Source organism: Roseiconus nitratireducens, assembly GCF_008629675.1.
Lineage (GTDB): Bacteria > Planctomycetota > Planctomycetia > Pirellulales > Pirellulaceae > Stieleria > Stieleria nitratireducens.
Genome location: NZ_VWOX01000003.1, coordinates 172,553 through 192,798, shown reverse-complemented (window position 1 = coordinate 192,798; position 20,246 = coordinate 172,553). Strand labels below are relative to the sequence as shown.

18 protein-coding genes are annotated in these 20,246 nt (G+C 60.4%); 5 read left to right on the top strand and 13 right to left on the bottom strand.

Annotation, left to right across the window (positions count from 1 at the left end; all coding sequences use genetic code 11):
* Window position 1 precedes the first annotated feature (1 nt).
* Entirely contained in the window at window positions 2-400 is a 399-nt protein-coding gene (locus FYK55_RS06155) for a DUF4430 domain-containing protein (protein WP_161604331.1), read from the bottom strand.
* A 26-nt stretch (window positions 401-426) separates the two neighbouring features.
* Window positions 427-789 (bottom strand): hypothetical protein, encoded by a 363-nt coding sequence (locus FYK55_RS06150; protein WP_150075511.1) that lies wholly within the window; start codon window positions 787-789, stop codon window positions 427-429.
* Window positions 790-1,083: 294 nt separating this feature from the next.
* Here FYK55_RS06150 and FYK55_RS06145 point away from each other — a divergent pair, with 294 nt between their 5' ends.
* Window positions 1,084-2,028 (top strand): cytochrome c, encoded by a 945-nt coding sequence (locus tag FYK55_RS06145; protein ID WP_235908462.1) that lies wholly within the window; start codon window positions 1,084-1,086, stop codon window positions 2,026-2,028.
* Window positions 2,029-2,096: 68 nt separating this feature from the next.
* On the opposite strand, the gene FYK55_RS06140 is transcribed toward FYK55_RS06145, so the two are convergent.
* The 6 genes from FYK55_RS06140 to FYK55_RS06115 form a co-directional block, all read right to left on the bottom strand.
* Entirely contained in the window at window positions 2,097-3,032 is a 936-nt protein-coding gene (locus FYK55_RS06140; RefSeq protein ID WP_150075509.1) for a sugar phosphate isomerase/epimerase family protein, read from the bottom strand.
* A gap of 167 nt (window positions 3,033-3,199) precedes the next feature.
* Window positions 3,200-3,946, bottom strand: a complete 747-nt coding sequence (locus FYK55_RS06135) for a response regulator transcription factor (RefSeq protein ID WP_150075508.1) — start codon at window positions 3,944-3,946, stop codon at window positions 3,200-3,202.
* Window positions 3,947-4,039: 93 nt separating this feature from the next.
* On the bottom strand, window positions 4,040-5,812 hold the full coding sequence (locus tag FYK55_RS06130; protein ID WP_150075507.1) for a sensor histidine kinase: 1,773 nt from the start codon (window positions 5,810-5,812) through the stop codon (window positions 4,040-4,042).
* A gap of 6 nt (window positions 5,813-5,818) precedes the next feature.
* Window positions 5,819-7,231, bottom strand: coding sequence for a vWA domain-containing protein (locus FYK55_RS06125; protein WP_150075506.1), 1,413 nt, complete (start codon window positions 7,229-7,231; stop codon window positions 5,819-5,821).
* Window positions 7,232-7,511: 280 nt separating this feature from the next.
* A complete protein-coding gene (locus FYK55_RS06120) occupies window positions 7,512-8,540 on the bottom strand; it encodes a zinc-binding alcohol dehydrogenase family protein (RefSeq protein WP_150075505.1) in 1,029 nt (342 codons plus the stop codon).
* Between the two features lie 5 nt (window positions 8,541-8,545).
* Window positions 8,546-9,379 (bottom strand): amidohydrolase family protein, encoded by an 834-nt coding sequence (locus FYK55_RS06115; RefSeq protein ID WP_150075504.1) that lies wholly within the window; start codon window positions 9,377-9,379, stop codon window positions 8,546-8,548.
* Window positions 9,380-9,776: 397 nt separating this feature from the next.
* Between FYK55_RS06115 and FYK55_RS06110 the strand changes: the two genes are divergently transcribed.
* Window positions 9,777-10,685, top strand: a complete 909-nt coding sequence (locus FYK55_RS06110) for a sigma-70 family RNA polymerase sigma factor (protein WP_150075503.1) — start codon at window positions 9,777-9,779, stop codon at window positions 10,683-10,685.
* Between the two features lie 130 nt (window positions 10,686-10,815).
* Here the strand turns inward: FYK55_RS06110 and FYK55_RS06105 are convergent, their stop codons facing one another.
* The gene (locus FYK55_RS06105) at window positions 10,816-11,733 is read right to left on the bottom strand and encodes a beta-propeller domain-containing protein (protein ID WP_150075502.1); all 918 of its coding nucleotides are present in this window, start codon (window positions 11,731-11,733) and stop codon (window positions 10,816-10,818) included.
* A gap of 188 nt (window positions 11,734-11,921) precedes the next feature.
* Between FYK55_RS06105 and ppk2 the strand changes: the two genes are divergently transcribed.
* Window positions 11,922-12,776, top strand: coding sequence for a polyphosphate kinase 2 (gene ppk2, locus FYK55_RS06100; RefSeq protein ID WP_150075501.1), 855 nt, complete (start codon window positions 11,922-11,924; stop codon window positions 12,774-12,776).
* Window positions 12,777-12,890: 114 nt separating this feature from the next.
* Here the strand turns inward: ppk2 and FYK55_RS06095 are convergent, their stop codons facing one another.
* The 4 genes from FYK55_RS06095 to FYK55_RS06080 are packed head-to-tail and all read right to left on the bottom strand — an operon-like array spanning window position 12,891 to window position 17,873.
* On the bottom strand, window positions 12,891-14,171 hold the full coding sequence (locus tag FYK55_RS06095; RefSeq protein ID WP_150075500.1) for a (Fe-S)-binding protein: 1,281 nt from the start codon (window positions 14,169-14,171) through the stop codon (window positions 12,891-12,893).
* 3 nt (window positions 14,172-14,174) lie between these two features.
* A complete protein-coding gene (locus FYK55_RS06090; RefSeq protein WP_201743635.1) occupies window positions 14,175-15,320 on the bottom strand; it encodes an FAD-binding protein in 1,146 nt (381 codons plus the stop codon).
* Window positions 15,313-16,758 carry an FAD-binding oxidoreductase gene (locus tag FYK55_RS06085; RefSeq protein WP_150075499.1) on the bottom strand — a complete coding sequence of 482 codons (1,446 nt, stop codon included), beginning with the start codon at window positions 16,756-16,758 and terminating at the stop codon, window positions 15,313-15,315. The genes FYK55_RS06090 and FYK55_RS06085 overlap by 8 nt, the downstream gene beginning before the upstream one ends.
* A 2-nt stretch (window positions 16,759-16,760) precedes the next feature.
* Window positions 16,761-17,873, bottom strand: a complete 1,113-nt coding sequence (locus tag FYK55_RS06080; protein ID WP_150075498.1) for a pyridoxal-phosphate-dependent aminotransferase family protein — start codon at window positions 17,871-17,873, stop codon at window positions 16,761-16,763.
* A gap of 531 nt (window positions 17,874-18,404) precedes the next feature.
* Here FYK55_RS06080 and FYK55_RS06075 point away from each other — a divergent pair.
* Both FYK55_RS06075 and FYK55_RS06070 read left to right on the top strand, forming a co-directional pair.
* Window positions 18,405-18,647 carry a SlyX family protein gene (locus FYK55_RS06075; RefSeq protein ID WP_150075497.1) on the top strand — a complete coding sequence of 81 codons (243 nt, stop codon included), beginning with the start codon at window positions 18,405-18,407 and terminating at the stop codon, window positions 18,645-18,647.
* Window positions 18,648-18,747: 100 nt separating this feature from the next.
* On the top strand, window positions 18,748-20,199 hold the full coding sequence (locus FYK55_RS06070; protein ID WP_150075496.1) for a sulfatase family protein: 1,452 nt from the start codon (window positions 18,748-18,750) through the stop codon (window positions 20,197-20,199).
* The last annotated feature ends 47 nt before the right edge of the window (window positions 20,200-20,246 follow it).

Below are 20,246 nucleotides of genomic sequence, written 5' to 3'. Positions count from 1 at the left end.
CTCACATCTCGAATTCGCCGTAGGACCACTGCACCGTCGTGGGCGGATGCAGGGTCGTTTGGCCGACTCCCCGATTGACGAACTGGCCGTCGATCTTGAACGTCCAACCTTTGGTGCCTTCGGTTGTCCGATCGCCGATCGATTGGACGAATGCCGTCGACCCGCTGCCTGAGATTTCAATCGGCACCTCGCTGATCGATTGCATCACCGCTGCGAGCGTCGTGCCATCGGCAACGTCGGGGATTTCCAACCGCCGGGGCGGTGCATCTTCTTGCAGGATTTCGACCGCGACGATGCCCGTCGCCGCGTCGGCTGGTGGAGTCGGCGGAGGCGATTCACAACCTGCGGAGCCGATCAGGCACGATGCCAAGGTGAGAGCAAGAACGATCGATTTGCGCATGTGATTGTTCAACGTGCCGTGTCGCATCAGGAGGCCGCGGCGTTGGACGGGGGATGCATCTGGGCCAAGTAGTCCGGCAGCATGCCCACGTAGCAGTTGCAGTGTTTACAGACGCTGACCGTGGCGGAGATCGAGACACCGCAGCGTTTGCATGGCCGCAGTCTGGGCTGCGGCGTTTCCTCTTGCGCGGGACCCATGGCGCCAGGGCCGTCGCCCAGAATTCGCATCACCGCGGTGTCTGTGACCGACGGTCGCACCTGATAGCCGAACACGAACGTCTCGCTGCAGCGGGGGCAACGGATCGTTTTGCCGATCAATTCGACATTGCCCCGCAACTTATGACCATTTGGACATTGGCATGTCATCTGTTCGTCTCTGTTCTCGTTCATCTAACACCGTCCTTCGTTGAAAAAAGAATCCGTCCAGTTCATGATTAAGCCCCGAAAGTCCAGGCGGGTTTCGGACCAAGTTCGGGCGCGCCCCCATTCCCGCTCACGCGTCGCTGGGGGCCATCAGGAACGATCCTTAGCAAACAAGACGGTCCGCGGGACCGTCAGGTTCCGAAGATTTTTTGCCCCCATCTTTCGCGTCTTTCCCGTTTTGGTCGGCTGGCCGTTGCCGTCAACTTTGGGATGTTAGAATGTCGGAAAGGATTCTTCCCTTCCGGCCACCTTGGTTCCCAGATGTTCCCCAAAACACCTCTCCCAATGCTGGCCATGCTGTTGGCCGCCCTGCTCAGTTTTTCTGCTTGGGGAGATGAAAAACGTGCCGCCGCGCCGGAATTTTCTTCCAGCGACACGGAGGGAATCTTTTTTGATTCCGTCGGCGATGCGTTGCGGGGAGAGCGGCCATCGCTGGCCAAGTTACGGGCCAAGCAGCAGCCCGCCGCGGTGGCGGCAGCTTCGGGTGATTCCGATTCGCCGGAGCAGTCAGCTGGGGGAACCTGGGACAAATTGATCACCGCGACTTCGCTGGAAGACGAAGTCAAACGCGTGAAACTTCATTACGACACCGTCGTCACCCAGCCGGGACCGTTCAAGAGTGGCGGGTACCAGGACGCTCGGCTTGATTTGATGGTGCTCTCCAGCATGTTCGCCATCATCAGCGAGTACGGGGGCGATGTCCGCTGGAAGGAGGATGCGGCGGCCGCCCGAGATTTGCTGGCGCGAACCGCGTTCAACTGCAACGCCGGAACGACGCAGGTTTTCAATGAAGCTCAGGCAAGACGCAATGATTTGCAGGACCTGGTTTCCGGAACCGGGCTTCGCGACCGCAAGGCCGACGGGACCAATGATTGGGCATCGATCGCCGACCGCGGACCCCTGATGGAATACGCGGACCAATTGCGTGAATCACTGAGACAATCGACCGCCAGCGCGGAAGATGTGGAAGCCGAGCCCGGCGACGTGCGGCGTCCCGCGGAGTTGCTGGCAGTGCTGGGGAAGATCCTGGTCCAGGACGGAATGGATGAGTCGGACGACCAGGACTACGTGGCGTTTAGTGAGGCGATGACAAAAGCGGCCTCGGGCGTGACTCGAGGACTGGAGCTGAAAGACTACGATGCGGTGCGTGCCGCGGTTGGTGAGGTCACTCAGTCCTGTGACGCTTGCCACGAACAGTATCGCTAGACAAGCGTTTGAAGTGATATGGATCTCAATGCCCTCATGTTCGGGCGCAATGAGAAACGATGCTCGGATCAAGCTTTGGCAAGCTTTGCCGCAACTCGTTCCAGCAGCGTCTTGGTCTTTTTGATTCCGTCGTACTCGGAATCTTTGGAGCCTTCGTATTCGATGCCCACGTAGCCGTGGTAACCGTGGTCCAGCACGATTCGCATCATTTTTTCGTAGTCCGTATGAATTTCATTGCCGTCCGCATCAAAGTCATGTGACTTGGCGCTGACCGCTTTGGCGTAGGGCATTAATTCTTCGACGCCTTTGTAGCGATCGTACATTTCCGGCGTCTTGCCTCGGGTGACGTAGAAGTTCCCGAAGTCGGGGAGGGTGCCGCAATTGTCCATTTGCGTCTTCTCAATCGTGGCAGCCAGCCAGGCGCCGTTGCTGCTGAGCCCTCCGTGGTTTTCTACCAGCACGTTCAATCCCTTCGGCTTGGCATATTCGCTCAACCGACGCAATCCGTCGGACGCAAGCTTCATTTGCTCTTCGTAGCTTCCCCGACTGGCCGCGTTGACGCGGATCGAATGGCACCCCAGGAACTTGGCCGCATCGACCCACTTGTAGTGATTCTCGACGGCGCGTGTGCGGGCGTTGTTATCGGGATCTCCCAGGTTGCCTTCCCCGTCGCACATGATCAGCAAGCTTTTGACGCCCAGGTCGTCGCAGCGGCCCTTCAAGTCAGTCAGGTAGGCTTCGTCTTGAGCCTTGTCCTTGAAGAACTGGTTGACGTATTCCACCGCATCGATGCCAAACTCTTCCTTGGCGAGCCGTGGGAAGTCCAGGTTGCTGATTCCCTTGGAGGCGTCGCGCAGGGAGCGGTGGAGCGACCATTCGGCAAGCGAAATCTTGAAGGGTGCGTCCTGGCCGCCGGGACGTTCTTGGGCAAGGAGCGAAGATGCGGTCAGGGAAGTTGCCGCGGCGGCGGCTGAATACTGAAGGAATTGGCGTCGATTCGTCATAAGTCAATTGGAATCAGGAGGGCAGGATGGGGGGGCGTGGCCCGACAAACGCCGGGCGAAACCACAAATGAGACGGCGTGACGTCCCACGCGGATGTCGCGACCGTCGTCAGACTGTCGCCGTGTCCGATTATCCACGCGATCGGATCGTCACGCCATCCAGCTAATCTACTCCAAGTTGCCCGCTTCCGTGTTCCCCGTGGCGGGCGTCTGGGGGTCAAATCGATAGCCGACGCCGTAAACGGTCTGAATGATGGATGGGTTCTTGGGGTCTTGCTCGATCCGCTTCCGCAGCTGGCTGATCGTCTGGTCGATGGTGCGGCTGTTGGGAAAATGGTCTTCCTCCCAAGCCGAGCGGAAGAGTTCGGCGCGGCTGACGACCTCGCCCGCACGCGATGCCAACGTCTGCAGAATCAGCAACTCGCGTCTTGAAAGTGCGACCGTCTCGCCGTCGCGTCGCAGCCGCATCTCTCGCGGGAACACCTCCAGATCTCCCATCTCAAACGGCGCGTCGGAAAAGGGGACGGACCCCGATTCCGGTTTGGGGGGGAAGCAGCGACGGGCGACCGCGCGGATCCTTGCGACCACTTCCTTGGTTCCAAAGGGTTTGACAATGTAGTCGTCGCCTCCCAGTTCTAGCCCCACCACCTTATCGATCTCTTCGGCTTTGGCGGTGATGAACAGAATGGGCATGGTCGGAGATTGCTTCCGGAAATGCCGACACAGGTCATAGCCGCTGATCCCCGGCATCATGATGTCCAGACACGCCATATCGGGCGGTTCGTTGTCGAACAGATTCTTGGCCTGCTGTCCGTCGCTGGCCTCGATGACTTGAAAGCCTTCGGCGCCGATCACTTCGGCCAGCGCCATTCGCGTGTGGGGATCGTCTTCTGCGACCAGGATTGTCAACGTCATCGTGTGCCTCGTTGGCAGGCTTGCCGAGAGATTCGTGGATGAGAGGCGGCCCATAAGGATTCGCGTGACCGCCGCGAACGACGGGGACCTGAGTCATTTGGGGGCCGGGTTGGACGCGGTTTGGATCGGCAAGATCAGTTCGAACGTCGCGCCGCCGTGTTTGCTTTTGGAAAGTAACGCCAATTCGCCTCCATGACGTCGTGCGGCGCGACGTGCGATTGTCAGTCCGATGCCGGTACCGCTGGGGGCACTGATCGAGTCGTCCAAGCGTTGAAATGCTGCGAAGACACGGTGTCGGTCGGTGGCGCCAATCCCGGGTCCGTCATCGTCGACCAGGACACGCAGCTGTGGCCGCCCGGTCGCTTGGTCGGCCACCGTTTCCGTCTGGAGCCAACAGCCGCCGCCCTGCGGGACATATTTCTCAACATTGCTGAGCAGGTTGACCAACACCATCTCCACCACATCCGGATCGATGGCGATCGGGTGATCGCACTCGCAACGGGATTCGAGACTGATTTCCGCCGAGGCAAAGCTTGGCCGAAACTGTTCAATGATTCCGCTGATCAATTCGCAGACGTCTGTCGGTCGCGTTCGTACACCGGATTGCTTTCCGGTCGGCCGAATCATCTCCAAGACTCCGGTGACCAGGCGTTGCAAGCGTTTGCTTTCGTGATCGATCACCTGCAGCCGTTTGACCAGCGAAGACTTGGCCGGTCCCTCCTGCAAATTGGCCAAGTCGGATTCCGCGAGCTCCGTGAACAGTCGAATGTTGGTCAGCGGCGTGCGCAGTTCGTGAGACACCTGGCCGGCAAAGCTGACACGACTTTGCGCCAATCGCATCTGCCGCTGGACGGACGTTAGCACGTAGGCTCCGATCGAAAGCAGCACCAAACCGATGCCGCCCAGAGACAGGTACATCGGCCAAGGATTCAGATCCGGCAACAGGTCGCCGTCGGTGTGCAGGCGGAACTGCCAGCTGGTCAAAGGCCTGGTCACATTTCGGGTTGCCAGTGGCGGTCGGTTCGGTTCATCGGTCGATCCCCAGCGATAAATCAGGCGCTTGGATTCGTCGACCAGAGAAACCTGGAATAGGGGCGTCGCATCGGCGTTTGCCGACGCCGGACGCGAGCGTTGGCTGGGAGGCTGGGTTGCTGCCGGCGGCTGATCCGGCAACAGGGAGATGATGTCCGCCATCCAGCGGCTGCGATCGAGCAGAATACCCACGGTCGACCGATCGGGAAGCTGCTTCCAAAAAACGATTTGTGCTCCGTCCCCCAGGTACCACTGCTGCCAGGCAACAAGCGTGGGCGGGGGCGTTTGCGACCTGCCGGCGGACTTGGTGGCCGCTTTGCCGGCTGACCCGGCCGCTTTGGCGGCTGCCACCTCGAAGACGACCGGCCGAATCATTCCAGGGAGAGACGGGCGGCGGGAGACGTCGGATCCTCGCGCATCGGAGGCGTCGGGAAGCCGAGAGGGCAATGGGCGTGCATCGATCAGTCCGGGAAGACCGGCGGCCACTTCGGCTTCATCGCTCCCGTTCATGTCGGCGGCGGTCGGGAAGATCTGGACGCCATCGGAATCGACATAAATCCCTTGGCGGACGATCGGGTTTTCGCGACGCAATCGTTTTAATGCTGCATAGATGTTCGACGTTTCAGCCAATTCCGCCTGCAGTTGATCCGCGTAGCGATCAAACAGTTCGCCGACCTCGCGGTCGGCGTCGATCAACCGTGTGGAGAGCAAAGCTGCCAGACGTTCGGTCGCACGTTGGCGACTGTCTTCGACCGACCTCGCACTCAACCAGCCGAGCAGCACCAGGGGTGCAGCGACCAGCAGGAGGAGTGCGAGCAGCAGTCGTCTTGGCATGGCGTCTTAGTTTCCGCCCGACGGCGGACTCTTGCTGGGGGGAGCGACACGCTGGTTTTGCTGCGAGGCGTTGTTGCTCTGCTCGTAACGCATCGCCTTGCGGCCGGCACTCCATTTCTTCGGATCCGCAATGATCGACGACTGGGCAGAATTCAAGTTGATGTTCCGCTTCAGTTCGTCCTTGATCACTTTTCCGAGTTGGACACCGTAATCCATTTCGATCTGCCGGAGCTCGTCTGAATTTTTCATCAGCAGCTGTTCGGCTTCTTCGATCCGGCCGGCATCACGCAATGCCGTCGCACGGACGTTCTTCTCGTTGGCAATTTGAAGGGCGCAGTACGCATAGGTTTCCGCGTCGCGATGTTTCGCTACCGATTCCTGGTCATCGGTAAATCGGATCTCGACCCGACTGGTCAACTTGTCGCGTGTTTCGCTGATCAGGTTGCGATACTTTACCGAAACGTTGGCCATCGTTCGCGAGTCACCGACGTGCCCGGCGTCAACCTCCACCTCGATGACAAAATAGCGTTCCTGCCGTGCGTAGAGCTGCGCCAACGGGATGTAGATGTCCTGACCGCTGATGTCGGCTTTGGTGTTCAGCACGCGGACCGGACGGATGCCTTCACCGATCCGGGCGTGGATTTCGAAATCGTTAGCGACGACACTCATCAGGTCATTGAACTCACGTTGGAACACGGCAACCAAATCGTCCGCCTGTTCGACAAACATGTGATTTCCGCTACCGGCCGCTGCCAGCCGGCTCATCAAGTCTTCGTTGTACCCCAATCCCAGCCCCAGTGTGCTGACGCTGATGCCCTCTTTGACCAGCGACGCCCCCAAGCGTTCCAACTCACGCGGACTCTGCGGCCCGACATTGGCTTGGCCGTCGGACAGCAAGATGACGCGGTTGACCGAATCGCTGTCCAGGAATTTACGGACTTCGGCCGCCCCTTTGCTGACACCGGCGAACAACGCGGTGCTTCCGCCCGCATTGACCGAGCGAATCTTTTCCACAATCGCTTCGCGGTCGGTGGCGCGAGTCGCCGGCACCAACACGTGCGCGGAATCGGCGTACAAAATCACCGCCACGATGTCGTCGTCGCGCAGTCGTCGAACGGCGGTGATCGCCGCTTCACGAGCCTGGACGATCTTCTGGCCGCTCATCGATCCGCTTTGGTCGATGACGATTGCCGCGTTGATCGGCGGCCGAGATTCCGATTGCGGCAGATCCGAACCGGTCAGCGCAATCCGAAGGTAGTTCGTTTGCTTTTCGCCGGCCAGCATCACCGGGTTGCAAACCCCCACGTCCAGCGAGACTTGCTGTGCCGAGGCCGATGGCGGGGATGCGGCGCAAACGGCGAAGCCCGCCACGCAGACGGCCAGCAGCCGCGCCGGCCGAATGGAATTCCAACTTTTCATGATTCTTCCCTCGTTAAAGATGAGACGTCGGGGAGGCGTCTCGACCGGCGATCACCCCTTGGGGATCACTCGGTGAGATCGCACGGCGCCGAGCGACGCTGCGGTCGCGTCGCCGTTCCGGCTCCCCGGGGCAGGGACCCGATCGACGGCACTCCGCCGGAACGTTCCTGACCCTTTCCAGTTAACGAAGATTTGCCAGAGGATTGGTCGGATTCGATTCAAAACAATGTAAAAGGATTGTCAGCGACCGAACGGTGGGTCGCACCCGCCGCGAATGCGATCACGGGCAGACGGAAATCACCGCTTTGATCACGCCGGTTTCGGGCTTGGTGTACGATTCGAAGTCATTCACGACGCTGTCCAGGTCGCTGCGGTGCGTGATCCAGGGATCGGTGTTGATCATCCCCATCTCGATCAACTGGATGATCCGGGTGAAGTCACCGGGGAGGGCGTTGCGTGAAGCCAAGATCGACGCCTCCGGTTTGTGCATCGTGGGATGGGCGAAGCTGATCGCGTCGGTGGTGATTCCAACGTAGACCAGCGTGCCGGTGCTGGCGAGGTAGCCGATCGCCCCGCCCATCGAATGGCGATTTCCCGTTGCGTCGACGATCGTTTGATAGAAATCACCGCCCGTGATTTCGCGCATCGCGTCTTTCTCGCTCCCGTCTCCTGAGAACTGGATGGTATTTTCGATCCCGTAGTTCCGACGCACGAAATCCAGACGTTCCGGATTCATGTCCATCACGCTGATCCGAGCCCCGGTGAACTTGGCGAATTCCAGCGTCGCCAAGCCGATCGGCCCCATGCCGATGATCAGGGCGTGGTCCGCCGGTCGCGGCGCGGCGCGGTCATTGGCGTGGCATCCGATCGCCAAGGTTTCGACCAATGCCAGCTGGTCAAAAGACAGCTTGGTCGATCGGTGCAGCTTGTCGGCGCGAACCAGGAACGATTCGCACAGCCCCCCGTCCATCATGACTCCGATGACCTTCAAGTTCTGGCAGCAGTTGGTCGCGCCGCGGCGGCAGGGATAGCAATGACCGCAATTCATGTACGGTTCGACGCTGCAGCGATCGCCGGGGGCGACGCTGGTGACGCCGTCACCGACGGACAGCACTTCGACGCCCAATTCATGACCCGGGATGCGCGGGAAGTCGAAGAACGGAAACTTGCCCAGGTAACAACTCACGTCGGTACCGCACACGCCCATCCGATGGGTGCGGACCAGTGCCTGGCCGGGTCCCGGCGCCGCCGGAGATTCGATTTCGATGGGCTTGAGTGTTTTAATCTCGCTGATTTGAATTGCGCGCATGCGGTCTACTCCAGGTGATAGATGCGTTGAGCCGTTCCGCTGAACAGCTCACTCTGTTCGTCAGGGGAAAGTTCCCCGGCCAGTTCCCTGACCGCTTCCAACCAACGCGAATACTCCGTTTTCAGCAGGCACACCGGCCAGTCGCTGCCGAACATCAATCGCGAGGGCGAAAACGCGTCCAGGACGACATCCCAATACGGTCGGATGGTGGCGACGTCCCAGCGATCGATGGTAACTTCGGTGGCCAAGCCAGAGAATTTGCAAGCGACATGGGAGTGCGCGGCAAGCTTCCGAATCCTGTCGCACCAATCCGCATCGGGCGCTGTCGATCCCACCGCCGGTTTGGCCAGGTGGTCCAGCACCATGGGGATCTCTGGATGGTTGCCCGCAAACTGGATCGCCGATTCCAGTTGTCTCGGGAAGACGAGGATGTCGTAGACCAATCCGCGACCTGCCAACTGCGCCACGCCGCGATTGAATTCGGTGCCCAGAATGAAATCGTCCTGAGGTTCATCCTGCACCACATGTCGCACGCCTTTCAAACGCGGTCGGTCGGCGTAGCGGTCCAACTGGTCACCGATGTCTTCGCGGCGGAGGTCCAGCCAGCCGACGACGCCGCGAATCAGCGGAAGCGATTCGGCCAGTGCCAGCAACGTGTCGGTCTCCACCAGGCTCTGTCGGGCTTGGACGGTCACGAACCCGTCCACTCCGTTTGCGACGGCGAGTTCGCGCAGCTGGTCGGCCCAGTAGTCCTGTTTCAGACGCTGCATGTCGTCGTTGATCCAGCCGTATTGGTCCGCGGAGTATTTCCACAGGTGATGATGCGAATCGATCAGCATGACGACCGTTCAGGGAGAAAAGGCGGGGAAAGGCGAGGCGACACTGTAACAAATGCTCCGCCGGACACCGATCGGGCTTGAAGAGTGGTACCGATTTTTCCGCTTCGTGTCCTTCGCCCCGGGACATTGACCCCGGCGGCAACGCAGCGAATTGACCCGCACCGCTGGGGCATTCCGAATCAGCCGAAGAACCGGTACGGCTGACACACGCGGGACAATAAAGGCGAAGGTGCATTTCGTCGCCGGGAAGGTCGATTCTCATCACGAGGCAACTCGCTCGATCTCTTCTGCTAGCCGTTCGCGAGCCTCCCCCGATCTTCCAACAGCGCCGCTGGAGGATCGGTCTCCCGCGAACGTGGACTAGTGACGTCGCACCGATCAATCTGAATGAACTTTCATGTCTGAATTCGCACCCTCCTCCGTCGACCCGGATCTTGTCGACGTGACACGCAAACCCCGATCGGCGACCCGACGGACCGATGCGGCACAGTCGCCATTGGAGACCTACCTGCGGGAAATCAACGAGACGGCCTTGCTGACCGCCCAGGAAGAGTTGGAACTCGCCGCTCGGATCGAACAGGGCGATGTCCAAGCCCGCGACCGAATGGTGCGGGCCAACCTTCGGCTGGTCGTCAACATCTCGCGCGGCTACACGGGCAAGGGACTCAGCCTGCAGGATTTGATCGAAGAAGGCAATCTGGGGCTGCTGCGCGCCGTCGAGGGGTTTGACCCAACGGTGGGCACGCGGTTCAGCACCTACGCCAGCTACTGGATCAAGCAGTCGATCAAACGGGCCTTGATCAACAGTGCCAAGACCATCCGAATTCCGGCCTACATGGTCGAGTTGCTCAGCAAATGGCGTCGGGCAACGGCCCGGCTGAGCGAGGAATTGGGACGGACGCCGACCAATGAGGAGGTCGCTCGGGTCCTGGGGCTGCCGAAGAAGAAGCTGCCGATCATTCGCAAAGCCATCCGGATCAGCAACAGCACGCCGCAAAGCGATCAGTCCGAATCCGGTTGGTCACTGGGCGAGATGGTGATGGACGAGCGTTTGAAAGCGCCCGACGAAATGATGCTCGACCACGACATCCTCCGCCATGCGATGGATTTGTTGGACGATCTGGAAGAGCGCGAAGCGACCGTGTTGAAACTGCGATTCGGGCTCGACGGCGGCGAGCCGAAGACGCTCAAAGAGATCGGTGCCGAACTTGGGCTGACCCGAGAACGCGTCCGGCAGATCGAAACCGAGGCGCTGCGACGCATGGCCGACGGCCTGACCGATCCGCGAGAACGCTACCGGGGTTGAGAAAGCACTGCATCCGGTGTTCTTCCGGTAGGTCAGGCTGCCCCGGACAACGGTCTTCTTCTTCCGGTAGGTCAGGCTGTGCCTGACAACGGTCTTCAAGTGCTGTCCAGTGGACCTCAACACCGTCCGACTAGTCAGCCAGCACCACCGAATTGGAAACGTTGTTTCCCAGGTGTTCCGAATCCGTCAGCGACCAGACGACGTTCTTGTCGCGATCGATCTCGACAATCTGCGGTTGTCCCGGGCCGGCGTGGCAATTGCCCAGCACGATGTTGCCGTTGTCCAACACCTGCAGCGTGGTCACCCAGGCCAACGTCACCCCCTTCAGATCATTCTGATCGACCTTCCAGACGATTTCTTTCTCTGGCGTCACCTCCAGAATGCTGTGTCCGTTGCCAGTGCCGATCAAAGTGTTTCCGTTCGGTAGTCGCAGGGCGCTGAAGACGGCATCGCCGAACGCCTTGGGCCCATGCCCCCCCTTGGCTTCCTTGCCGAACATCGGAACGTCGTACTCCCACACGATGTGACCCTGGCGATCGTACTCGCGGACATAGCCGTCGCCTTCCTGGGCGACCAGGTACGTGAGCTTGTCCCCGTTGACGACCGGCCGCACCAAGCGTGTGTCACGGTGCGGGTGGGGGTTGTCCCGCTTCAAGGTGATCGTGCGTTGTACGTCGCCGTCGCGGTCGATCTCAAACAGTTTTCCCTCGCCGCTTAATGCCACCAGCAATCGGTCCTTGCCAAGCGGGACGACCGAATGCAATTCCACGCGATCTTCGGTCGCCAGTTGCTTGGTGTCGAAGGACCAAACCGGCTTTTGAGTCTGCTTGTCGATTTCAACGATTTCCGTCCCCTGGTGGGTCAACAGATTGCCGTTGTCCAGCACGTGCATGTCGTGGGGCATGGCCGTCAGTTCCACCGATGCCGTGACCTTGCCGGCGTTATCAAACCAGTACACCGTGCGTCCTTCGTTGGCAACCAACGCGTGGCCGGCTTGAGCGACGGAAGCGGACAGGAGGGCAAGGCAGAGAAAAAGCGAAGAACGCATGCGTAGCACGTGGGTTGAGAGGATCGGATGGGGAATGGAGCCAAGTATAGCCTAGGGCGAATGCGACATCAGTGTCTCCCTTGGCGGGACGGGCAGCCGGAACCTGACTCTGCGGCCGCGACAATTCTCTTGACCGCGTTTCATCGGGAGTGAGAATGAAGACGACCCGTGAATCAAGAGGTTGCAGCATGTCAAAAAAAGCGGACAAGAAGAAACGCAAAAAGCATCAAGCTTCGAAAGCGAGGGGTGACGCGGAAGAGCCGGCCAAGCTTGGCAGCAAGGAATACGCCAAGCAGCTCGAATTGCTGCAGGTCGAATTGGTCCGGCTGCAGGAATGGGTGAAGCACACCGGCGCCAGGATCGTCGTGGTTTTCGAAGGGCGTGACGCGGCTGGCAAGGGTGGCGTGATCAAGAGGATCACCGAACGCGTCAGTCCACGTGTCTTTCGTGTCGTCGCGCTCCCGGCTCCCAGCGATCGCGAGAGGTCGCAGTTGTACGTGCAGCGTTATGTCCAACATTTGCCGGCCGCGGGCGAAATTATCCTTTTCGACCGCAGTTGGTACAACCGTGCGGGCGTCGAGAAGGTGCTCGGTTTCTGCACCGATCGCGAGCACGAAAAGTTCTTGCGCAATTGCGATCGCTTCGAAGCGGCGCTGATCGATGACGGCATTCTGCTGCTCAAATACTGGTTGTCGGTGGGCGCCGAAGAGCAAGAACGACGATTTCGCGCGAGGATCGAAGACCCTTTGCGGCAGTGGAAACTCAGTCCGACCGATCTGGAATCCGTGCGCCGCTGGTACGAATACTCAAAAGCCCGCGACGCGATGTTCGTGGCCTCCGATACCGACACCGCGCCGTGGTACATCGTGCGATCGGACGATAAGCGTCGGGCTCGACTGAATTGCATTCGACATCTGTTAAGTCGCATCCCGTACGAGGAGGTGCCTCATGAGAAGGTTGAGATTCCTGATCGCGATCTGACGCACGCTTACGATGACGTCGCGACGCTGGCGACCAGGCGGTTTGTGCCGGAGCATTACTGAAGCAGACATCACCGCATCGCCGCTTGGCCCGACGGTGGTGCCGCGAGAATCACTGCGCTCTGGTGAGCGTGGCTACGGATACGGCTGCGTGGTGCTTCCACGATACGAAGCCGTTCAACCCAATTCGTGACCGAGCCGTCCGGCGTAGGCGTCACGCAGGATCTGCATGGTGTGACGGACCTCGATGGCGGAGCCGGCCAGTTGGAGGTGTTTGGCGATCTGTGTCAGGCAACCGATGTTCCCCATCGCCACGATTTGAGCCTGCGTGTCGATCACGCCAGCTGCCTTTTGTTGCCCCAACGAGGCAGCGATTTCCGGCTGGTCGATGTTGTAGGTCCCTGCCGATCCGCAGCACAAATGGCCGTCGGCGATCTCGCGCAATTGGATTCCAGGGATGCATGAAAGCAATTGGCGGGGCTCCGTGCGGACCCCCTGCGCGTTGGACAAGTGACAGGCGTCGTGGTAGGCGATGGCCAGTCCCGGGCGACAGGCGGGAATGGGCTCCAGGCGGTCCAGCTTCGCCAAGTACACCGACACGTCACACACACGACCAGCGAAATCGACGGCCGTCGGTTCCGAGGGAGTGCCCTTCAAAATCATCGGGTACTCGTGCATGCCGCTTCCGCAGCCCGCCGCGTTGGTCACGATCGCGTCCACATCGGCGGGGAACGCGTCCAGGTTTCTCCGGGCGAAATCTTGTGCCTGGCGAAGGTTGCCGACGTGCCAGGAAAGTGCGCCGCAGCACACCTGCTCCGGCGGGACCAAAACCTCGATCCCATTTCGATTGAGCACCTCGATCGTCGCCACGTTGATGTCCGGATCCAGCACCGATTGGGCGCATCCACGCAGCATCGCCACCCGCCCGCGTGTCTGCCCGATTGCGGGGTAATGCGATTTCAAAGGCTGCGCCGCGGGCAACGAATCCGGCAGCAGTTCCAACATCACGCGGAGCGGAGCCGGCAACAGGCTCCGCAGCGGCTTGGCAAGTCGGCCCGTGCGCGCGGCCAAGCGGAAGCGTTTAGGGAATGGCAGCGTGCGCTGAGCCAGCATGCGTTTGATGCGACTGCCAATGGTGCGTTTCTGTTGGCCCTGGTGCAACGCGCGAAAGGGGCTGATCAAATCGCCGTACTGCACTTCGGAGGGGCACGCCGGGACGCAGGCCAGGCATCCCAGGCATGCATCCAGATGCGGTGCGGCGGTTTCCAGAGGAAGCTTTCCTTCAAGAACCTCCTTCATCAAGATGATTCGCCCACGCGGCGAATCGGTTTCGGTGCCCAATTCCTGGTAGGTCGGGCAGGCCGAAAGACAGAATCCGCAATGAACGCAGGTGCTGACGGCCTTTGCCATCGGTTCGCCCATCGGGCCGTACGCCTGTGCTTTGATCTCGTGTCGCATCCGCTATTCTCCCATCCCCGGAAAACGGCCCACGGGATCCATGGCGTGTTTCAATGCAGCTTCAACTTTGCTGGTGGTCCATTGCCCCAGCCGGCACGGCACCGTTCTTCCCCCGGGCTGTCCTTCGGGCCCGATGACCACCAGGCCGACCAGTTCCATCGCTCGCAGGGCGTCATCAATCTCGGAAGCCTGCTGCGATCCGAACGCGAGCCAGCCAACCGAACCGGCCCCGCTGGTGTGCAATTGCGTCATCCAGGGGCGTTCGTCGCACCAGGTCGCCAGTCGTTTCATGCTTTCGAGCGTCAGCGGAATCTTGGCCACGCAATCCAGCTCGGCGGCGGCAAAGCGTAGCTCGCCGAGCGTCTGCCATTGTTCGGCAGCCTGCATCCGATCGATGCGTTGGACCTCCTGGTTGGGAATCGAGCGAAGGATGTCGTCACCGATGCGTTGCAGGACGTCTTCTTCGCCGCCGAGTCGAAGCCACACTGACTTTTGGTTGGCGCGGTAGTCAATCGCGTCCAGTTCCCAGCGCTGTCGGGCCACCAGGGCAATCGTCTCTGCGGCGGCAACATGATCGGGGCAATCGATCTGAAACGTTTGCCAGGCGACGGGGCGGGGAAAGACTTTGAAGGTCAGTTCGGTGATCGCCGCCAATCGGCCGCAGCTACCCACCAGGAACTTCGGCAGATCGAATCCCGCGGCGTTCTTGACGACCTTGCCGCCGCCATGAATCAGTTGCCCGTCACCGGTCAAGAATTCGACGCCAAGCACGAAGTCTCGCACGCCGCCGTAGCGGTGACGTCCGGGGCCGCTGAGTCCGGCTGCCAGGGTGCCGCCGAGGGTCGCGCCGGCCCGCGACAGCGGCGGGTCGAAGGGAAGGTACTGATCCTTGGCGGCCAAGGCGTCGCTGATTTCCGCCACGGTTGTTCCGGCCCGCGCGGTAAACGTGAACTCCGATGGTTCATATTGAACGATCCCGCTCAGATCACGTGTGCTGACAAAGCACGTCGCCGGCGATGCTTGTGAGAGCGGCCACTTGGTGCGATTGCCGATCGTCAACACCGATTCGTGTTCGCGCAGGGCCTGGCGGAAATCTTCGACCGAAGCCGCGTGGATCAGCGTTGGGGCGGAAGCGGGTGGGTCACTCACGAAAGATCACCCCGGCTTTTTCAAGCGGATGCAATCCGTGCGATTGCAGGGCGGGCGCCTCGGCACCGGGGAACATCTTGCCCGGATTGGAAATCTGCTTGGGGTCGAACGCCGCCCGCAAGCGATGCATCAATCCCATCGTCGGCTCGTCATACATTTCGGGAAGGTAGGCCCGCTTCTCCATGCCGACACCGTGTTCACCGGTGATCGAACCACCCATTTCGATGCACAGCCGCAAGATCCGGCCGGCCAACGCTTCGGCCCGTTCCAACTCGCCCGGTTTCGAATCGTCAAACAGAATCAAAGGATGCAAGTTGCCATCGCCGGCATGAAAGACGTTGGCCACCCTCAGCCCCGATTCCTTTCCGAACGCTTCGATCCTTTCCAACGCTTCGCCCAATCGCTTTCGAGGAACCACGCCGTCCTGCACCAGAAAATCCGGACTGAGTTTGCCCACGGCGGAAAAGGCACTCTTGCGTCCCGCCCAAATGGCGGCCCGTTGCACTTCGTCCGCCGCGACCACCGAAGCGAAGGCGTCGGTTTGCTCGATCACGGCTTCCAACTGCCGACGCTCCGACTCGATCCGTTCCGCAGGGCCTTCCAGTTCCACGATCAAAACGGCAGCGGCGCCCTCCGGATAGCCGCAGTCCACGGCGGCTTCGGCGGCTTGGATCGCCAACGCCTCCATGATCTCCATTGCTCCCGGCAGCAACCCGGAATCGATCACGGCCGAAACCGCTTCGCCGGCGGCTCGAAGAGATCGGTAGCCGACCAAGACCGTGTGGAAGCATTCTGGCTTGGGCAGCAACCGAAGGGTGATTTCCAGGGCGATCCCGAACAGTCCTTCGCTGCCAACAAACAACCCCGTGTAATCGGGGCCAACCGATTCCACCGACGGCCCACCCAGCGTGACCAGTTCGCCGGATGCCGTGACGACTTTCATGCCCAGCACGTGGTTGGACGTCATGCCATACTTCAGGCAATGGGCTCCACCGGAATTGAAAGCGATATTGCCGCCGATCGTGCAGATCTTTTGGCTGGAGGGATCCGGGGCAAAATACAAACCGTGGGCAGCCGCCTGACGCGAAACCTCCAGGTTCACCACGCCGGGTTCCACCACCGCGGTGCGGTTGTCCGGATCCATTTGCAGAATCCGACGCATGCGGTTCAATGAGATCACGATCCCATCGGCGACCGGCAGCGACCCGCCGGATAAACTGGTCCCGCTTCCACGGGCCACAAAGGGCATCCCCACTTCATGGCACCAGCGAACGATGTCGATGACCTCTTGTTGCGATTGCGGGATGACCACGCCGCGGGGGTGTTGACGAAAAGCTGTTAAACCGTCCGATTCGAACACCGCTTGCCAGGCCGGGTCCTCGTGGACACGTCCAGCGGGCAGTCGTCGCGCCAGGCCTTCCAGGTCGACCGATGTCATGTTCAATCACCCAGACATTTTTTCAATGCCGCCAGCATGGTCAGCACATTTTTTTCCGACGCCGATTCGCCCATCAGGCCGATCCGCCAGGCTTTGCCGGCGAACACTCCCAATCCGCCACCGATCTCGATGTCAAATTCGTTGAGCAATCGCTTGCGAATCGCCGCTTCATCGACGCCATCCGGTACGGCGACGCAGTTCAGGGTATGAAGGGAATGATCCGGGATGTACTCCAACCCTAATTCTTCCAGTCCGCTGCGTAGCAGTTGGTGCATTTCGCGGTGACGCTCAAACCGCGGCTGCAAGCCTTCTTCGACGACGATCGCCAAGGCCTCGCGCAACGCATACACCATGTTGATCGGCGCGGTGTGATGGTAGGCCCGTCCGCCGCCGCCGGTGTAGTAGTTCTTCAACATCGAAACGTCCAGGTACCAGCTGCGCGATTTCGTGGTGCGGGATTCGATCTTTTCCAGCGCCAGCGGCGAGAACGAGACCGGCGAAAGACCTGGGGGACACGAAAGGCACTTCTGTGTGCCGGAATAGATTGCATCGATTCCCCAAGCATCGACCTGCAGGTCGTGTCCGCCCATGGACGTGACCGCGTCGACGGCAAACAGCATCCCCTGCTGGTGCAGCAATTCGCCGATGCCGGACAGGTCTTGAAACGCGCCGGTCGAGGTTTCCGCGTGGACAATCCCCAGCATCACCGCCTGGGGATGATCGGCAACCGCTTGACGAATCTGGTCCAGCGTGAACGATTGGCCCCATGGGATTTCCACGGCGTGAACCGTCGCGCCACAGCGTTCCATGTTGTCCTTCATGCGTCCGCCGAAGACGCCGTTGATCATCACGATCACTTCGTCGCCGGGCTCGATCAGGTTGACCAGGATCGTCTCCATCCCCGCCATGCCGGTCCCCGAGACCGGGAACGTGAGTTGGTTTGTTGTCTGGAAGACCTGCCGCATCAATTCACAAGTCTCGTCCATGTATCCGATGTATTGCGGATCCAGGTGGCCGAGCGTCGGTGCCGCGAGGGCGCGAAGGATTCGGTTGGGGACGGTGCTGGGACCTGGGCCCATCAGCAGGCGTTCCCGAGGCAAGAGGGCGGCAACCATGGCGGCGATCGTCGAAGGAGGGAGCGAGGAAAGAGAACAACGCCACCGATTCTATGCGATCGGCCGCTCCCCTTCGACCGACCCTCGACAGGTAGGCCTGGCATCTGCAAATCTGCTTTTCCATGCCAAGTTCTGTCGCCACTCCGTGGCTAAGCAATCGTATCTACACGCCTGCTAACACTCATCAGCAACGTTCACCCTCCCGCTTGCGGGAGGGTCGGAGACGAGGAACGAGGCTCCGGGGAGGGTGTCTTATAGAACCCACTGAAAAACAATGACGCCGGCCGTCCCCTCCCCGCGTCGTCGCAAGCTCCTCCGCGACCCTCCCGGAGGGAGGGTGAAGGAAAGCTGCACGACCTCCTTGCGGGAGGGTGAATTGACCATTGTTGGCCAAGAGAGGTCCGCTTCACGTGGCCGCGGCTTTCCACGTCGCGAATCGAAAACGGATGCTGGCCGGCGGAACAGGGCTTTCCAAATCGCGACGCGACGACAGACGTCTGCCGTCGGCTTGAGCCGACGGAAAGTGCGGCCATGTCCGCGTCCCGTTATAGTAACCACATGAAAACCGACTCCGAGAAAATCGTCGATCTGCAGGTTCAACTTGCCCACCTGCAGCGCCAATACGAAGTGCTCAATGATGTGGTCACCGATCAAGCCGGCCGACTGGACCGATTGCGAAAGCAGGTTCAGCAGTGGGAGCGGGTGGTCGAATCACTGAAGAATGATGACCAGGCGCCGGGGGACCCCCTGGAAGAGAAGCCGCCACACTACTGATTTCGGTCAGCCGACCCACGACGGAGCTTGCCGCGTTGGCGGCCCGCGTCGGGTAACTGTCGGGTAACCCGCAGCCTTCCTCGATCTGAAACCACATGCCATGAATCGTTCGTTCTTTCTTGTCGCCGCCGTTGCCGCTCTCGCCCTCTTGGGGCATCCCGCGGGGGCGTCCGAACGCCCCAACGTCGTGATCATGCTGGCCGACGACATGGGTTTTGGCGAATTGCAATGCCTGAATCCGACGCGGGGCAAGATCCCCACGCCCAACTTGGATGCGATTGCCGAAAGCGGCATGGTTTTCACCGATGCGCACAGTGGTTCTTCCGTCTGCACGCCGACCCGGTACGGACTGATGACCGGTCGCTACGCCTGGCGGACACGATTGCAGTCGGGTGTGCTGACCGGAGGCGAATCGCTGATCGCCGAGGACCGGTTGACCTTGGCCAAGCTGTTGAGTGAACAGGGGTACGACACCGCGGTGATCGGCAAATGGCACTTGGGAATGTTGTTTGATGGCGAGCACATCGCCAAAGCGGTGGACGTCGGGGGTCGCGTGACGCATGGCCCCTTAGATCGAGGCGGCTTTGACGAGTTCCACGGCTTTCATCACGCGCGACAGATTCGAACCTGGATCGACAACGACCAGGTGACCGAACAAATCGAGCCCATCGAAATGTTGCCGCGTCTGACCGAACAGGCCGTTGAGTACATTCAATCCCGGAAGGATTCTCAGCAGCCATTCTTTCTGTACGTTCCCTGGAGTTCGCCCCATTCACCGGTGGTGCCGACGTCGCAATGGCAAGGGAAGAGTGGCTTGAACGCCCACGCCGACTTTGTCATGCAGACCGATGAAAGCTTTGGTCAGGTTGTCGCCGCGCTGCGGGATGCCGGACAGCTTGATAACACGCTGATCATCTGCAGCAGCGACAACGGCACCTCCGGGCCGACGTCGAAGATCAATCAGTTGCAGCAAATGGGGCACTATCCCAGCGGGCCCTTACGCGGCTCCAAAGCAGACATTTGGGACGGAGGTCATCGTGTGCCGTTTCTGGTTTCCTGGCCCGGTGTCGTTGCTCCGGGAACACGTTGTGACGATTTGATCTGTTTGACGGATGTGATCCGCACGGTCGCCGACATCCTGGCCGTCGATTTGCCAGACGACGCCGCCGAGGACAGCGTGAGTTTCCTGCCGTCGCTGACCGGGCAGCAGACCGATGGCCGAAAACACGTCGTCCATCACAGTGTTTCCGGCTACTTTGCCATCCGCGACGGCGAGTGGAAGTTGTCCTTGTGCCCCGCCTCGGGCGGATGGACGGGGAAGCGGCCGAGCAAGAAGAGTTGGGCGGAGTATCGCAAGCAGGGCAAGCCGATGGTGCAGCTGATCAATCTGGACGAGGATCTGGGGGAACAACAGAACCTGGCCGAGCGTTTTCCCGACAAGGTCCAGCAGCTTCACCAGGAGTTGGAACGGCAGGTCCAACGCGGTCGCAGCACGCCGGGCCCGGACCAGCCCAACGACATCAAGAACATCGTCATCGACAAGCAGCCTTGATTCGGCCGATGATCGGTTTTGGACGCTTGGATCGCGGGTCAGAAATT

Coding starts and splice junctions, on each gene's coding strand:
- FYK55_RS06155 (WP_161604331.1), bottom strand. CDS start 400: ATGCGCAAATCGATCGTTCTTGCTCTCACCTTGGCATCGTGCCTGATC.
- FYK55_RS06150 (WP_150075511.1), bottom strand. CDS start 789: ATGAACGAGAACAGAGACGAACAGATGACATGCCAATGTCCAAATGGT.
- FYK55_RS06145 (WP_235908462.1), top strand. CDS start 1,084: ATGTTCCCCAAAACACCTCTCCCAATGCTGGCCATGCTGTTGGCCGCC.
- FYK55_RS06140 (WP_150075509.1), bottom strand. CDS start 3,032: ATGACGAATCGACGCCAATTCCTTCAGTATTCAGCCGCCGCCGCGGCA.
- FYK55_RS06135 (WP_150075508.1), bottom strand. CDS start 3,946: ATGACGTTGACAATCCTGGTCGCAGAAGACGATCCCCACACGCGAATG.
- FYK55_RS06130 (WP_150075507.1), bottom strand. CDS start 5,812: ATGCCAAGACGACTGCTGCTCGCACTCCTCCTGCTGGTCGCTGCACCC.
- FYK55_RS06125 (WP_150075506.1), bottom strand. CDS start 7,231: ATGAAAAGTTGGAATTCCATTCGGCCGGCGCGGCTGCTGGCCGTCTGC.
- FYK55_RS06120 (WP_150075505.1), bottom strand. CDS start 8,540: ATGCGCGCAATTCAAATCAGCGAGATTAAAACACTCAAGCCCATCGAA.
- FYK55_RS06115 (WP_150075504.1), bottom strand. CDS start 9,379: ATGCTGATCGATTCGCATCATCACCTGTGGAAATACTCCGCGGACCAA.
- FYK55_RS06110 (WP_150075503.1), top strand. CDS start 9,777: ATGTCTGAATTCGCACCCTCCTCCGTCGACCCGGATCTTGTCGACGTG.
- FYK55_RS06105 (WP_150075502.1), bottom strand. CDS start 11,733: ATGCGTTCTTCGCTTTTTCTCTGCCTTGCCCTCCTGTCCGCTTCCGTC.
- ppk2 (WP_150075501.1), top strand. CDS start 11,922: ATGTCAAAAAAAGCGGACAAGAAGAAACGCAAAAAGCATCAAGCTTCG.
- FYK55_RS06095 (WP_150075500.1), bottom strand. CDS start 14,171: ATGCGACACGAGATCAAAGCACAGGCGTACGGCCCGATGGGCGAACCG.
- FYK55_RS06085 (WP_150075499.1), bottom strand. CDS start 16,758: ATGACATCGGTCGACCTGGAAGGCCTGGCGCGACGACTGCCCGCTGGA.
- FYK55_RS06080 (WP_150075498.1), bottom strand. CDS start 17,873: ATGGTTGCCGCCCTCTTGCCTCGGGAACGCCTGCTGATGGGCCCAGGT.
- FYK55_RS06075 (WP_150075497.1), top strand. CDS start 18,405: ATGTCCGCGTCCCGTTATAGTAACCACATGAAAACCGACTCCGAGAAA.
- FYK55_RS06070 (WP_150075496.1), top strand. CDS start 18,748: ATGAATCGTTCGTTCTTTCTTGTCGCCGCCGTTGCCGCTCTCGCCCTC.